General features: G+C 42.3%; 10 protein-coding genes. All 10 read right to left on the reverse strand.

What is annotated here, in order from left to right; translation table 11 throughout:
* On the reverse strand, positions 1–621 hold a 621-nt coding region (locus AC1DVJ_RS27510; protein ID WP_477595445.1), incomplete at its 3' end, for an ABC transporter permease subunit.
* A 181-nt stretch (positions 622–802) separates the two neighbouring features.
* Positions 803–3,076, reverse strand: coding sequence for a helix-turn-helix domain-containing protein (locus AC1DVJ_RS27515; RefSeq protein ID WP_477595447.1), 2,274 nt, complete (start codon positions 3,074–3,076; stop codon positions 803–805).
* A gap of 195 nt (positions 3,077–3,271) precedes the next feature.
* Complete coding sequence (locus AC1DVJ_RS27520; protein WP_477595449.1) at positions 3,272–3,886, reverse strand: PH domain-containing protein; 615 nt, start codon at positions 3,884–3,886, stop codon at positions 3,272–3,274.
* 258 nt (positions 3,887–4,144) lie between these two features.
* Positions 4,145–5,572 (reverse strand): glycoside hydrolase family 130 protein, encoded by a 1,428-nt coding sequence (locus AC1DVJ_RS27525; RefSeq protein ID WP_477595451.1) that lies wholly within the window; start codon positions 5,570–5,572, stop codon positions 4,145–4,147.
* A 37-nt stretch (positions 5,573–5,609) separates the two neighbouring features.
* Positions 5,610–8,351: an alpha-mannosidase gene (locus tag AC1DVJ_RS27530; RefSeq protein ID WP_477595453.1), complete on the reverse strand. Its 2,742-nt coding sequence runs from the start codon at positions 8,349–8,351 to the stop codon at positions 5,610–5,612.
* Positions 8,352–8,439: 88 nt separating this feature from the next.
* Positions 8,440–9,990, reverse strand: a complete 1,551-nt coding sequence (locus tag AC1DVJ_RS27535) for an ABC transporter substrate-binding protein (protein WP_477595455.1) — start codon at positions 9,988–9,990, stop codon at positions 8,440–8,442.
* Positions 9,991–10,060: 70 nt separating this feature from the next.
* Complete coding sequence (locus AC1DVJ_RS27540; RefSeq protein ID WP_477595458.1) at positions 10,061–10,945, reverse strand: carbohydrate ABC transporter permease; 885 nt, start codon at positions 10,943–10,945, stop codon at positions 10,061–10,063.
* 20 nt (positions 10,946–10,965) lie between these two features.
* On the reverse strand, positions 10,966–11,913 hold the full coding sequence (locus tag AC1DVJ_RS27545; RefSeq protein ID WP_477595460.1) for an ABC transporter permease: 948 nt from the start codon (positions 11,911–11,913) through the stop codon (positions 10,966–10,968).
* 212 nt (positions 11,914–12,125) lie between these two features.
* Positions 12,126–14,330, reverse strand: a complete 2,205-nt coding sequence (locus AC1DVJ_RS27550) for a helix-turn-helix domain-containing protein (protein WP_477595462.1) — start codon at positions 14,328–14,330, stop codon at positions 12,126–12,128.
* Positions 14,331–14,684: 354 nt separating this feature from the next.
* Positions 14,685–16,586: helix-turn-helix domain-containing protein (locus AC1DVJ_RS27555; protein ID WP_477595464.1), on the reverse strand; the 1,902-nt coding region annotated here is incomplete at its 5' end.

Below are 16,586 nucleotides of genomic sequence, written 5' to 3' on the forward strand. Positions count from 1 at the left end.
GTTCGCCCCATCCATGGTTGCTGCTTCATACAGCTCTGGGTTAACCCCGGATAATGCGGCAATGTAAATGATGGCACCAAAGCCTACTTCCTTCCAAATTCCCATGGAGATGAATATCGTTCGGAAGTACTCCGGAATGGTTAGAAAATAAATTTTGTCCCCACCCATCTTCTCAATCAGAATGTTTATGAAGCCATTCGTTGGCGCCAAGAAGTTGGTCACGAGCCCCGCGACAATGACAATGGAAATGAAATGCGGCATATACGTCATCGTCTGAATGATTTTGGTAAACCAAAGCTTCCTAACCTCATTCAGGAGAAGTGCCAATATAATAGGAGCTGGAAATGCAAAGATTAGACTATACAGACTGATCAATGCTGTGTTCGTCAGGTTTCTTAGGAAATAAGGGCTTTTAAAAAAGACCTCAAAGTTTTCCCAGCCTACGAATGGACTGCCCTTAATGCCCTTAAACAAGTTGTATTCTTGGAAGGCCACTATCAACCCGTACATCGGCTTATATTGGAACAGGAAATACCATAGTACGAATGGTGCCAACAATAGATATAAGGCGTAATCCTTTCTGAATCTACTCGTGATATCGCTTACATGTTTGYCCGTCAATTCATTCACTTCCTTCTGCGTCGTGGCGTATGTGAACATCGTTTGTTTCTTAGCTCAGTTATACAGGCTGAACAGGTCTACCGTAAATCATTAAAAATTATGATAATCACGATCTTGAAGAATCGCTATAGATCAGGATAAACCGCTTATATATCCAAAAAAAACGAGATACAGATACGGGCTAACCCGCATTCGCATCTCGTTTTTTCATGTATTGGCCTGGCGAAATTCCTTCGTATTTCTTGAAGATCCGAATAAATGTGTTCGCATTGTTACACCCAACAAGCAGCGCCAAATCCTGAATCTTAACATCTTCTCGCTCCAAGAACTCTTTCGCCTTTTTCACACGATATATATTCAAATAATCTTTGAAATTTTCACCTGTATACTGTTTAAAAATGACGCTGACGTAACTAGAGGACAGTTGCAAATATTCACTGATATCCGTTAAAGAAATGTCTTTATCGTATTGATCACGAATAAAAGCAACCATTTTATCCGTCAATACGTTATCCAGTTCTGCATTTTTTACGTCTACTTTATTCAGCAGTAATCGGATCAATTCCATAATAGCTTGTCGATACCCTTCTACATGTTCCTTGGTTTGAAGTAAGTGAACCTGCCACTCTTGTCCAAAGATGTCCGAAGACTGTATTTGCAGCTGTAAGCACATCCGATTAATCGTGGTTATGAAAGCAAAGGTTAAACTATTGATATCCCCGCTTAATGCATCCTCATTGTCACAATTTCTAGAGATAAGCTGATTAATCAAGCTTTCGGCTTCCTTCACATCACCGGTCATAATACTCTGAATGAGCTCACGCTCGGCTTCCAATGGATAATACAGATGATTTGCAAAAAGAGAAGACCGATCTTCTTCTGAAATAACAGATTTTCGCGTAAATTCAAAGCCTAACTCTAGTAAATACAAGCAATCTCTATACGATCTTTCAATATCCGAATACACTAGGACCGTTCTTCCGACTACTGCCTTCCACATTAATGGATGATTAAACGCCATCTCTTGGATATATTGATTACAGAATTTCGTCATTTCATCATTCGTTTTTCCACACACGACGATCGCCAATCGATGAAAATCTAAATCAATGACGAAGCCGTTCCTGCCATTTCGGAGGTCTTCCTCAGCCTTAGCAATAAATTGCRATTTCACCGACAGTACGCTATCTCTCTCCATGGTGTCCAAAGATTTAATGTCCGTCATTTCAAAAACAGCAACTGAACAAGGCAGATCAATAGCTTCCAAATCATGCTTGGAAAGCTCTTCCTGTATATGTTCAGAGGAAACTTTACCAATCAGCAAATCTCTTAAATATTTGGATTGTAAGGAGCCTTTTTGATTTCGAATGATCTCCGTAAGCTCTTTATTCGTACTTTGGAACGTATCTGTCACTGATCTCAGGAAGGAAAACTCATCTTCCCTCCGATTATCTTTTACCCGATTGCCCGCGGCTTCCAAATAATGAACTAGTGTCCGCACGGGCTTATACGCATTTCTTGCAAGTACGGCGGCTATGATTAATCCCGCTGTAAGACAGAGCAATCCAATCAAGAGGGAATTGCGAAGCACACCATTGCTTCCCGTCGCCGCTGCCGATTCATTAATAATGTAGCTGTAATTCCAATCTTTCAACACCTTGCTGGATAATAAATAAAAGGTATGATCCGATTTGGATTGCCTTTCGACTTGGGTAAAATTTCTCCCCTCATTTAAAGCGTACAACAACTTATGTAAAGGAGTACTATTCTCTAGAAGATCCTGATCGCCAGAATAGAAAAACAATAATTGATCCTTATACAAAATAGAGATTGCTTCATTCGTCAATTGACCTAATGCTGGAATGAACGCATCTTCTTTGAACGTAACAAAAAAATAAACCACCCCAGCACTGCTGGGAAGCTTGGCTTTAACAGCTAATTTCACAGATCGTGAAGATGAGCTTTCCAGTTCATAAATGGAGGTCGGCCTGTTCTCTGATGCGGGACCAAACAGCTTCTGCGAGACTTTAGCCTGATCCAAGCCTTGCTCTTGGAAATATCTGCTGGTATCGATCGTATAGTCAGGTGTAATGACAGTCCCTGAATTCTCCATCGTCATATCAATGCGAAAGCCAATATTGGCGTATGCATCGTTGTTCGTCCTTAGTTCCGCTAGCGCTAATGTATTGAAGTAAGGATTGATGCCTTTTCCTCGACTGTAATCCATGATCTTATCGTTACTTTTTAATCGATTTATACTATTTAAAGAAGAAAGCAGCATGCCGTCAATTTTGTCACGGACCTGCTCAATCATAACGCGTTGCTGCGCATCAATTCTTTTGTCAGCAGATTCATTTTGATTGTAGTAATATACCCCTGAAGTCACAGATGCATAAAGTAACGCAACAATAAAAATGACCAGAAGCAGCTTAAAATAATATTTTCCTGCTTTCATGTCATTCCCTCCAGTCAACGATTCTCGTTATGTAGACAACGCATGATAACGCTTACCTTAGGATTCTATATGCATTTTTTTAGATAATCAAGTTATAAAAATAACCATTTTTTTGACTTATCACGTTTTCATCGACTTTTTGTTGACCACAACAAGCAAAGAAGCCTTGCAGCAGCAAGGCTTCTTGCATTTCATTTAGTTATTGATATAGCGTTCGAAGATGGAACCAAAATCCTTGACCTTTAACTCCGTATGCTTACCCTTCAGCCAATTGTAGGTTGACTCGTTGATGGCATCGAATTGCGTTACAGGGGATGTCGTCTGGGTGGAGATACGACCCGTTGCTTCCTTCGCAATAATTACGCTTTGCTTGGCGTATTCAAATAGCTCATCATTATGCGCTACCGTCTCGGATATCTYGATTAAGGCCTTGTATAAGTCTTTGATCTGCTCGATTTGCTTCTTATCCACATCAATCGAGAAGTTCGCACGACCGATAATGAACTTGATCTCGACGTCAAGATCAATCGTTCCAGCGGTTTCCATGTACACCTCGGAAATGGCATTTGTATGGTAGCTGTAACGTTTCAGCACGCGCTTGCTGCTAATCGCACTATCACCATCAAGATGGATCAGGGCAAGGTTGGTAAAGCAGTATTCGTCCTTCTTGGACTTGATGATGAAGAAAATCTTCTCGCCATCCTCATGCATGACATAATCATCGGAATCGACCTTGTCGAAATCAACCGGACTGATCACTTTACCGATATCGCTTAAACCTAATGCGTCTGCCGCAAATTTCTTGAACAATGAAATCATCCTCTCATCTTAGGAAGCTTATTTAGCACTATCCTATTATACTGTATGGGTAGAATTTGCATAAGTAGTAAGCAATGAGAAAACCTCTATCGAGGCTATTCAATGAAGAGCGACCGCGTTTAGATGAAGGTTTTATCGCCAAATAGAAAGACGTTTTCGGGAACCGAAAACTTATACTTTCTAATGTGGTCAAAATAAAGACCGCTGCATCCTTCTGCAACGGTCTTCTTCGTTCTAGTTCTCCTTAAGTCAATTAACCCCTACCTTATCTTCTCTCACATAAGACGTCTGGTACCATAACGTACGATATTCTAGTTGATGTCCAGAACGCCAAGAATCCAGATAGAAAGGTACTGTGAAAAATTCGTAATGCCAGGTTGAACTGAACTGCTGCCTTGTTATTGTTCTGGAAGCAAGGACTGCCCCTCCGTCACTAGCATCGACGACTTCCAATGTGACAATGCCTAAATTATCCGCATTGTTGTTGTCGACCATCAATTTCCAAACCGCTGTATTTTCCCCTACATTCGTAGCTGTCGTATAAGGCCCGTATTGCATGTAGTTTGGCGAATCCAAGCCCGTGTCAGCCGACCATCCATCGCCATCCGCCCTGCCTATGACATGCCCCAGACTTTCAGCTTCCCAAGAATTCGTAATCCCGCCGTTTAATTCATTCGCTATACGAGCGCGCTGGGTATGATTGTCGGATGAGCCGCCACCTGGCACAACACCCCGATAATAAATATAAGGCACTCCGCTAACAGTGATAAAAGCTGGACCGTCATTACCGTAATAATTTTGAGTTTGCGGCAAAATTGGATTCTGCGAATATTTGCTCCAATTGATCAAATCCGAGGAACGTGCTAAGCCGCTGGACCATTTGGCCGAGCCGAAAGGCGCATCGGTACTACCTTCATATACCATATAGTAGTATCCGTTCTCATACATGATATCTCTTTTKCCAACCGTGCCAGCATCCCAACCGCTGCTTGAGGTGTTAATAATTGGGTTAGCGCCATTCCTACTCAAGCTGGTCAATGATGTACCGGTCGCTACCCCAACACGGCAGTCGGTCCAATCGTATCCGTGATAGAACAGATACCAGGTTGATCCAACCTTATACAGACTTGGTGTCCCAATATTTGCTGATTCCCAACCAGAAGTATTATGCGTAAGTATACGGCCTTGTCGCGTGAAACTGGTGCCGTTCGTGGAAGTCGCGAGCCCGATATCCCCCGCTGAGCCATTCCCCGTCCCCTCATACACGAGATAGAAAGTTCCGCCATCGTACCAAATGCCAGGGAAGCTGGCCATGTTATCGTCCCATTGTCCGGAAGAGCCTACATCCAGTACGAGTCCTTGATCAGTCCAGCTCGTGCCATTCGTCGATTTAGCTAATCCAATTCCCAATTTTCCTGATGCATTAAGTTTAATATAATAAGCCCAAATCGTCCCGCTGATCGTAACCGTAGAGATGTAATGCATGTCAAAGCTTGCACCCATGTTATTATTCGTTTTATCCAGCTTCGCGAATGCTTCGTTCGAATTGAACATCGTGCTGACTGAGGCTGTGTAACTGCTGTTTGTGGCGAAGGATGCGGAACTAGTGCCGAGTAGTAGTGCGACTATGAGTAACATCATCGTTACAAACCTTCCGAACCGAAACCGAACCTTCATAAAATCACTCTCCTAATGAATAATGGGCTTCCAGTCTTTATATAAAAGAAATCTGGATGCTGATAATTTGCTTTGCTAATGCTGCAATTGATAACACATCCTCGGTGAAAAGCACCTGACTTTGTACTTCCTCATCTAAATTCACGTAATGCGCGCTTACGACTTGACGATCAAACGTGATTGATCCCTCTACATATTCGTCCGAAATGTTAAAAAGACGAATCACATAGGTATCGTTCCGATCTTCAGCCGCCTTGATGGCGCTGACGATAAGCTCAGCAGGACTCACTTGAAGAAAGGAATGACGAAGTGATAAATCAGCTTCGCGCCGCTGCAGTGATTCATAAACAACTTTTTCTAGTTGTCTGTCGACAGAACGAATTCCCGCCACGAATTGCTGATGTTCATGCCAAATGCGGCTTGTATGCGACTCGTTAACCGTAAAAGGGCTGATCGCGTAATGAAATTCAAGCTCTGTGAGAAGCTGGCCTCCATCACCGCCATCCGAGAGAACTTCTTTGCCTGTACTGCGAAATAATGTCAGAGCTACGGTCCTCGGTTCATCATGGCGTACTGCAGCTTCATATAACCCTTTGCTGTAGATAGCTAAACCACATCTGCCATCATCGATGGTTAGGATACCTTGATGTGGGACCACGTCTCGCGCCTTTTCCATATAGCCCGAATAGTCAGGTGGTTTAATGTTTCTTTTCACATAATCAAACGGCGTATTTGTGTGAAAATGCTCGGTTTGCAACCCCGAAGGAAACAACAGCCGTAGCCGGTGATCGCGCGCACGATTGTTCACCACAGTTCGGCATCGTAGAATCGGATCATTCTTCCGTAATTCCAGAAAGGTTGTGACTTCGATCGCGACTACCTCTTCACTTCTTCTCGTTTCCTGTGGATGAATGGCATGTGGGATGCTTATGGAAGTGCGAATTCGAATACGTGTCTGAAGTGGACCGTCATAAACAACTGAAATTTGAGCACTCGAACCATAGGAAGTAAACACTTCGTTCGTTACCGGGCTCACATGGTTCCAGCCTTCTCCGATATCGGCCTCATCCTCAAGGAGCAGTAAACCAGCATAACATTGTCCCGTCTCTACATCCGTTACATCGATTGTGCCATTCGGACGAACTGCCACTCGCAATCGTCCATTCTCCCACGTATTGGCGTTCACTCCCATGGATCCAAGTAAACGAACGGGAGCCGTTAAGGCTGGTGCATGGTATTCACCAGGAGAAGGGGCGGTTAACGGTGTCTTTTTAGTTACGTAGACCGCATATCCATAAGTGGGAACGTGGGCTAGGAAGGCTATCCGGCACCGATCCACGGTATCCGAATAGGGAATATCCCGATACGGCCTCCACATGCGCGTACTATTTTTGCGCAGCTCCAGCAGCTGATAGGGAATCTCTTCACCTTCATGGTCATATAGACGGAATGAAGTACCGCCCAAGTGAAACATCGTCGCAACGGCATCTGACATGGCAGGCATGGCAAACTCGACTTCAATAACACCGTTAATGTCGGTTTGAGAAGCGTTAAATATCGTAATGACTTGATCTCCATCGACATCGGATAACCCGTGATGATTTGAAATGAAAAGGAGTTGCTCTTTAACCATGCCATCCGCGATGAGTCTGCTCTGATCAAAGCGGTACATCATATCACGATGGACTTGATCAATCGAACAACCGCATATGGAATCATGAGGATGATTCTGAATTAAATACTCCCAAGACTTTGCTAAGAAGCTCTTGGGATATGCACGCCCTTGCAGCGATGTGAATACGCCCCACGGCTCGGCCCATTTCTCAAGGAGTACTTCACAAGCCTGATTACTCATTTTCAAATGAATCCGAGAAGAAAGCACATTCGCGAGTACCCAATTATTTACGCCGTTATACCCAGGAGACCGTTGCTCACCTTTATAGATCTGTAACTCACCTATTTTCCCCTGCAAATCCTTGACATACACTTCTAAAGTACAATGTACAAACTTGGCATCCAAGTCAGCATCATTCAATGTTTCCAGGATCCAAGGCAGTCGAGGTTCAATCTCGATATGATCCACCCCGTCAAACCCAGCGATGATCGAGGTTGTTGCACGTTTGGATTTGTAGTCCAGCATCCCCTTTGCCCGCGCAGTCAATTCCTCGCGATCATACTGAAATTCCCGATCCGCAAACGGCCACCGGATAAAGAAGTAAAAGTCGCCATAAGAGCGATCCTCATCCAGTTTGAGCCCCAAAACACGACTGCCGTCAGCACCCTCCCACCAAATCTCAGAAGCATCAGCATCCCCGTAAAATCCACGGAACAATACGGCATTATCAATCCCGAAGCCTTGCAAGATTTGCGGAAACTGGCTGTTATGGCCAAATAGATCTGTGATATACCCAGATTTTATGGGCTCAACGCCGAAAGAGCGCGATCGGCGATGTCCGATTTGAAGATTTCGAATCAAAGATTCCCCGCTGACTAGAAACTCATCAGGCATGACATACCATGGACCGATGCTAATTCGGCCCCCCTGGATAAGCTTCATGAGACGCTCTCGGTTCTCTGGCCGAATCTCTAGATAATCGTCCAAAACAATGGTCTGGCCGTCCATCATAAAATGGCGATATGCCGGATCTTGCTCCATCTTGTCAATGAGCTCATCAACTAAATAAACAAGCCTTGTGCGGTATCCTTGGAAATCCTGATACCATTCGCGATCCCAATGGGTATGAGAAATCACGTAGACCTTTTCTATTTTTTGAGGCATTTTCATCCGATCTCCTTTTTAAAAATAAAGACGGACAGTCCGTATTTTAACTCACAGATTGTCCGCCTGATTCTTTATCGTTCCATGCTTATTTTTTGCTAGCCATAAACGCATCCAGCTGTTTCTGAACTTCAGCAATCGCTTTATCGATGCCGGCCTGTTTCATTTTTTCTTTAAATTGCGGCAATACTTTATCAACATCGGCAGTACCGCTTTTTAAGACCGTACCAAATTCAGCATTTACGCTATCAAGGGAAGCTACCTCCGTTTTAATTGTGCTCGTATCGAAGAGGAAGCCCATCGCAGGGAATCTCAATGTAACATCCTTATCATAGTTTTTATAGGCTTCAAAGAACCCTTTCGAATCTGTGCCTTTGGATTTCATAAATTTCGGATTTTGCCAGATCCATTCAAAGGGCAAGTAAGGAGGTTTAGCAGGATCAACGCCAGCAGGGAAGTTCACGGCACCGTCTTTGATGACATAATGTTTGCCTTCAACCCCTAAAGTTAAGAGGTCGTAGTTTTGCTGATTTTTTTGGAACCAGTTTAGGAACGCAACCGCTCTCTCAATATTCTTGCTTCCTGCCGCAATACTTTGGTAGTTCCAGGTGGTTACCTCTTGGTAGACCTTAGGCGTGATCTGAATTCTAACGAATTCGACTTGAGCGCCTGGTATGGCGGATGCAGTCCTTGCATTGGTATTGTACTCCGGCAGATCTCCTATCACGGAAGCTGCTTTACCTGCGGCAAAAGCCGCCCGGAAATCCTTGATCGATAAGACATCCTTCGAAATATAACCTTTATTGAACAGTTCCCTATGGAAGTCCAGACCTTTTTTGTAAGCTGGCGTATCCAGAATATTCTCGGCCTTCATCGTGTTCATATCGWTCCCAACACCGCTTGGTAATCCGCGAACAAATTCTTCTTTGAAGTTTAAGTCAAAGGAGGTGTTGCTTTGGCTCAGTGGTATAATTTCAGGATTGTTCTTCTTCACTGCTGCGTAGAAGGCTAACATATCATCCAATGTTTTAATTTCCGGCAGCCCGTATTTTTCTCTTAAATCTTTTCTGACCGTGAATGTGGCGTAGCCGGCAGCTGTGCCGATCTGTGCGGCAGGCACTCCGTAGGTTTTACCTTTCACTTGAACAACAGGCCAGTAGTAATCTGGAATATTCGCTTTTAAATCTTTACCTACCTTAGCAATCGCATCGTCAAGCGCTGCAACGGAATTAGAGCTGATCAGTTGGGCAAGCAGCTCCGGATGCGTCCAGAGAATATCTATGTTTCCACCTGTCGAAGTCATCACTTTGACTTTCGTTGCATAATCGTCCCATGGCACGTACGTATAGTTGAGTTTAACATTCAGCTCCTCTTTGACAGCACTCTCAATCGCTGCATTTACAGCGGCTTGATCAGGCTGCGGGTCCCCGGGAAATACAATGTTTAAGGTAACTTGTTCAATTGGCTTTGCTGTTGCTACAGGCTGAGCAGTCGCCGTTGTCGCTGTGCTGGCGGCAGGAGTAGCTGGTGCAGGAGTGGGTTCAGGTGTATTGGAAGAGCAGGCTGCGAGTGTGGCCATCGTTGTAATCATCATCGCGGAAACCAACATCTTGGAACTTTTCGTCTTTTGTCCTGACATTGTTTGAACCTCCCATTGTTTACTTTTATATATATAAACGGCGTTTAACCGCGTATATCGAATCTTCGAGCTAACCTTTTACACCGCCAACCGTTAAGCCCTTGATAAAATATTTTTGCACAAAAGGGTAAACAAAGATGATCGGCCCGATTGTCACAATCGTAATGGCCATTTTGATCGATTCTGCGGGAACAGCTGAAGCTGCATACGTACTGCCAACACCTCCAGAAGAGATATACTGCATACTGGATAGCACCATACGGAGCAAGTACTGTACGGGATATAGCTTCTGATCATTAATCAACAGTAGCGGAAGCCACCAATCATTCCAATATTGCAGTGCATAGAACAATCCGACCGTCATAACGCCAGGCAAGGCTAGCGGGAATACGATTCTAAACAAAATGTTGACTTCATTAGCACCGTCTATTCGTGCTGACTCCAACATCGCATCGTCAATCGTCGAGAAAAAGTTCCTCAGCAGAAACATGTTCCAAGCGTTCACCGTGTAGGGCAGAATGAGTCCCCAAAGCGAATCGCCAAGATGCAAATACTTTGTCGTAACAATATACCAAGGTACCAAGCCCCCATTGAACAGAATCGTAAAGAAGATAATGAACGATAGGCTGTTACGAAATTTCAATTCTTTTCTGGACAGTGAATACGCAAGTAGTCCTGTTATGACCATGCTGAAAGCGGTACCAATTACAGTTACAAATATAGTCACCCAATACGCCTTACCTATCGAGGAGTTTCCCGAAAAAATGTAAGCGTATGCCTTTAAGGAAAACACATGAGGAAGAATGCTGTATCCATTCAACTGCAAATATTTCTCATCCGTTATGGAGCCGGAAAACATGATGAAAAAGGGAATGACACAGAGCAAGGCAAGCAATGATAGAAACGTATAAGCTGTGTACGTCACAATTTTATCCTGTACATAGTTATTTTTCATGCACAATCTCCTAAACGTAGTTAGAATAATGAGCCTTCGCTTTTGTACTTTTTGACAAGCGCATTGAATCCTAGCACCAAGATAAATCCTACCACAGACTGATAGAGCCCCGCCGCGGATGACATGCCTGCATCTCCAATGGTTCGTAACGACCGATAGACGAAAGTATCAATGACATCTGTTGTAGCATATAAACTCGCATTATCACCTACGAGCGCATAGATCATGCCGAAATCTCCGTAAAAAATCCTCCCCACTGACAACAGCACCATAATGGTTATTGTCGGTGAAATAACGGGCAGCGTAATATACCAAATTTGTTGTAATTTCGTAGCGCCATCCAATGCCGCGGATTCAAAATACTCCGTGTTCACGCCCGTTATCGCGGCAATGTAGATCACAGTCAGAAAACCTGCATACTTCCAGATTGAAAATAGCACGAGAATACCTGGCCACAAATCCGCGCGCTGTCCCCAGGCAACCTCTGGGATATGGAAGAACGCCAGAATACTATTGAGCAGACCGCCTTCAGAAGCAAACAAATTATAAGCAAAAACGCTTACAACGATCCATGAGATGAAGTAGGGCAAAAAGATAAAGGACTGGGTCACCTTTTTAAACAACTTCGAACTGACTTCATTGAGAAACAGCGCCGTGACGATCGCGATTGCTTGTTGAAAGAAGATAAACATGGAATTCAAGAAAACAGTGTTCCATGTAACCCTAAGCACTTTATCGCTGCTGAATAGGAATTTAAAATTATCAAACCCCACCCACTTGCTGCCCAAGATACCTAAATTCACTTTGTAATCTTTAAAAGCTACAATAATGCCGGCCATAGGCAGATAAGCAAACAAGAGGAAGTACAACAACCCAGGTAACATAAAAAGATATAGCATTTTGTTTTTTGAAATATCGATCAGAAACTCAATTGCGATGAATTTTCTTTTCCTGATTTGGCTCTCCACCTTTCTCCGGCCTCTTGTTGCTCGGCTGTTTACACCGTTAGTCTATATGCATTTGAGCAAATGTTGAAGTTAAAAGACTATACATGGTTTATATTTGCATACTTCTACGCCGAGAAATTACATACCAGGGTTGCAAAAACATACTTGTTCTAAAGAAAAGGCCATTCCTTGGTGAAAAAGGACGGCCTTGGAAGTTTAAGCAAACTTAGCTTTCAGACTTTTAGTTTATTTCGATATTCGCTCGGAGACATTCCCGTATGTTTTTTGAATAACGTAACGAAATAGGACGAGTTGTTGAAACCAACTTTAATGCCAATTTCTTTGATTGCGATATGATCTTGCTCCAAATAGCTCTTCGACTTATTTAATCTCAGTTCCGTGATGTATTCGGAGAAGGATTGGTTAAATAGCTCCTTAAAGAGTCGCCCAAAATACATCGGATTGTAGTCAAATTGATTCGCAACCATCTCAACGGACAACTCCGTATTGGCGAAGCAGTCTTCAACGAACCCACGGATTCGATCTAGGAGGTCAGAATTGAGGTGCTTTCTTTTCTCCTTAATTCGTTGCATGTCATGAAGAATATAGTGATGAAACCAAAGCTTCATCTGCTCTAAAGTCTCCAATCTCCTCAGCTTGTTAACTGCATTGTTAAAGTTCGTTAGAAGGTCATCTTTTACATCATGGATCGAAAGCTCAGTCGTAATAAACACCGTAAGCAATAGATGATTGACCGATAGCTTAATCAATTCGTATTGGCATTCTTTTAAAGCATTAAAAATATCATCCAGTGCTCCCCAAATATGCTCCTCTTTACCTAGCTTGATTGCTTCCAAAAGCGTTTTTAAATGCTGCTGTGGATAATCAAACTCATGCTTGAAATTTGCAAGGACCGTTTCATACGTTAGCACGCTGCCTAAGCCGTACACCATTCTATAATCTGCTGCTTCTAATGCTGCTTGATAGGATGTATGATAATTCGCACTCGCTGAATCATTCACGTATGTTCCCCATGCTGCCGTGACGGAAGCACCCATAGACTTTTCAAACTGTGTTTGCAGCCTGGTTATAATACTCACTAGATGCTGCTCATGATTGAAAGCGTTGTCATGATTAATCAACAGTACGACATCTTTATTGATTTCAAGGGATTCATAGGCAAAGTACGGGTACATAAGCTCGTAGGCCGTATTCAGCAGACTCAGCCTCATTTGTTTGTGAACTTCTTCAGTAAACTCATCTACTTCCAAAGTGGTTGCATCAAAAAGCTCATCTATCCGGAGGATCAGAATGCTCGTACCCTCAAACAAATCAACACGCAATGAAAATTCAAGTTCGGTGGAAGCCTGYGGTTCCTTCACTCCGCCCAGGATATCTTTTAAATAATCGACTTTCTGATTGTTTTTTGATTTCTCCTTCATTAGCTCCAACGATTCAACAAGTCCGCGTAACGGTGATGAAAGCTTCCCGCTCACGAACAATGAGGCGATCCCGCTACAAGCAAACAAAATCAAGCTGATCCAGATCACCGTGTTTCTAAGTTTACTGATACTGACGACAGCTGCTTGATACGGTACGACATGAAGAAAATGCCACCCCAATTTCGTTGAGAAACTATGTGTTACCAACACTTTTTCACCACTTAAGCTCGTGTCAACGAAACTTTTCGCGTCCGTTTCCGTGAGACTCTTTTTAATTAAGCCTAGCTCTGAGTAATCCTTTAAGAATTCGCCGCCAGTCGGATCCGAGATGACCTTGCCGCTTGCATCTACAATGAGAATGTTACCTTGATCTACTTTGTCATCCGGATTAATGCCATTGCGAACAGCTTCTTCTTTCACATTTACGATTAGCGCATTGAGAACGGCATTGGTTGATTTATCTCGATTGTAATAAAAAATAGAATACACATTTTCTTCTAGATTCTTGCCAGAAATCAGCTTTAGTTTTCGGGGTAAAAGCCTGATTTTCGTTTTGGGATCGGAATTTTGCAAGATCTCGATAGCTTCGTTATCGATGTTCGGGTAGTCGCTTGTCAAAAATGAGGAATTATTCCCATTGTATATACCGATCGAATAAATACTTTCATTGATGAAGATGATGTCGTTCAGCTTTTTCAATGAATTATTTTCTACAATGGGATCACTTTCAGCCGTATTCATTTGTTGAATGATCGGATAGTCGAAGGATAACTGTGCGGAAACTTGCATGGCTTGGTTCATGAGATACTCGGTAGAATTCTGGCCTTGAATCAGTGTCCGTTCTGAGAGCTCATTGATTTGGCGAATGGCGCTGTTTGAAAAAATGTGAAATAACCAGATTGCAATACCCGCAATTGCAAGCGTTAACAAAAGAAGATAAGCGAAAAAAAACTTGGCAAACATTGTTTTGACAGGAAACCTCTTTTGAACGATCATGACACCCCGCCTTATATCTGAATAATGTTCTATCTCTACTTCATATAATACTATGTCCATCCCTTAGCTACCATTCATTCACACAAAAAACCTGGTAAACGAGCAATAAGCCGTTAACTTCTGCTGCAGCAAAGTTGACGGCTTTCCATTCGAGGATTATTTGATTTAAATATGGGTCATCATGTTCACAGCTTCTTCCTTGAAGGCCGCCTCTAACTCTTGATCAGGTAATTGGTCCGTAATGATTCGGTCTACATTCCGTTCAAAAGACTATATAAAAATCCTGCAATTGTACAATCTCCAGCTCCCATTGTTCGTTACTTTTTATATTCCTCGCCAAAAACGTACCTGCGATCATTCCACAGGTACGGATTTTTTGGCATTCGTTCTAAAGTGATTCGGTGTTACTCCATACGCCTTCTTGAAAAGTGTAAAAAAATGACTGCGACTTGAAAACCCTGACTTCTCCATGATGTCATTGATGGTCTCTTCGGTTGAGGCGATCTGATCACTGGCATAAGCAAGTCGTACGTTATTCATATAATCAGTAATGGAGATAAGTCGGTGTTTTTTATATAATTTCCCTAGATAGGAGGGTGATAAATTCACTTTTTCCGCGATGGTATCCAAGGATAAAGCTAGATTAGCGAAATCCTCCTGAWTGATTTGATTCACATCTTCAAGCAACTTGATGTATTTGTTATCCTTCTTGGATTCCAKCTCCATGGACAAATTATCAAACAATTGATAAAAATCGGCCTGAATATCCTCTAATGTTTCCATCTTTTGAAGATTAGCCAAATAGGTGTTGAAATTGAAATTCACCTTGATGAATTGATTCGCTTCCACCACATCAATCGCGTGCCGAATGGACAACAGCATACGAATGAGTACCGAATTGAGAATTGTAAAACTATACGTAGAAGCACTCACTATCATGCTGGATAATGTTTGTTTGGCTTCGATAAATTGTCCTTGAATCAAGGCATCGGTCAATTCTTTCTCCAGATCCTGCGGATATTTGAAGTCTTCTGTCACATACTTAATGTTCTCATTATAAATGATACACTGGTGCCCCAGGATCAATCTGTAATAAGATAAATCCAGTGTTTTTAGGTAGTGAAAGTTCAACGGATATAAGGTCTCAAATACTTCCCCACATGTAATGGATATCTCAATATGTAAAAACTGTTGTGTTCTTTGTTGAATTTCATTCACGAGTGAGACCAGCTGTTCATTCTCAGAAGGGTATAAGTCATCAGATTTGTACTGGATTAGTACTAGAATTTGATCTTCCTCTACCTCAATGCATTCATGTTTATAAGCCTTTGAAACCAATTCAGAAACGATATTAACCATCCCGAATTTAAGTAAATTTCGATCTCCCAGATTATATTTCGAACAGAATTCAGAGAACCGATCTATTTTCACCAATATTAGCAAGTAGGAATCGGAAGGTTCGAGATCTACTTTGTAGGTATTAAAGCGAGAATGTAAAGTATCTCCAGAAATGATGTCGTCAGAGAGTACCATTTTTCTTAAGAAGTTTTGTTTTCTATAGTAAAATTCATTCCTCTTCTCAGATTCCAACACTTTGAAGTTTTGAATAACCAATAAGATCGGAGCATACAGCCTTCTGGAAAAAAAGAACGATAGTAAGATACTTCCTAATATGAAACACAGCACAAGGAGATATGTCTTTTTCTTCATTTTCTGTACATTTTGAACAATGTCTTGGTACGGTGTAATGCTGATTAATTTCCAATCAAAAGCATCTGTGGCTGCATACGTAACAAATGAATCCACACCCTCGACATCCATTCGTAAGGTTCCACTTGGTTCTTTGGAGGTATGAATGACTTTCATATAGTCTTCTTCATTCAGATCACTTAGCAATGGATGTTTATCATCATTGGACATCAACTTGCCGTCTTGGTTGACTATAAAAATGCGATTCGCAATTTTATGATCAGATGAGCTAACACTTTTTCTAACCGCTTCTTCCGAAATATTAAGAATGATGGCTTCACTTACTTTGCCGCTTGTAACTTGAGAATCGAAGAAAAGATAAGAATACACATAAATTTCTTTCTCCGTAGAGGAAATGCCGTATAGGACATTAGGAATTCGTCTCAGCACCATGCTATGGGATCTATGATGTTCAATGTCATCCAGGATGGGAAATATCCCCTTATCCTCAAAGGAAGAACGATCATAAACAAAACTTGTGCTGGGAATAGTATGCATTTTATTGCC

It is taken from the genome of Paenibacillus sp. P4_A9 (assembly GCF_056402415.1).

Coding starts and splice junctions, on each gene's coding strand:
- AC1DVJ_RS27530 (WP_477595453.1), bottom strand. CDS start 8,351: ATGCCTCAAAAAATAGAAAAGGTCTACGTGATTTCTCATACCCATTGG.
- AC1DVJ_RS27540 (WP_477595458.1), bottom strand. CDS start 10,945: ATGAAAAATAACTATGTACAGGATAAAATTGTGACGTACACAGCTTAT.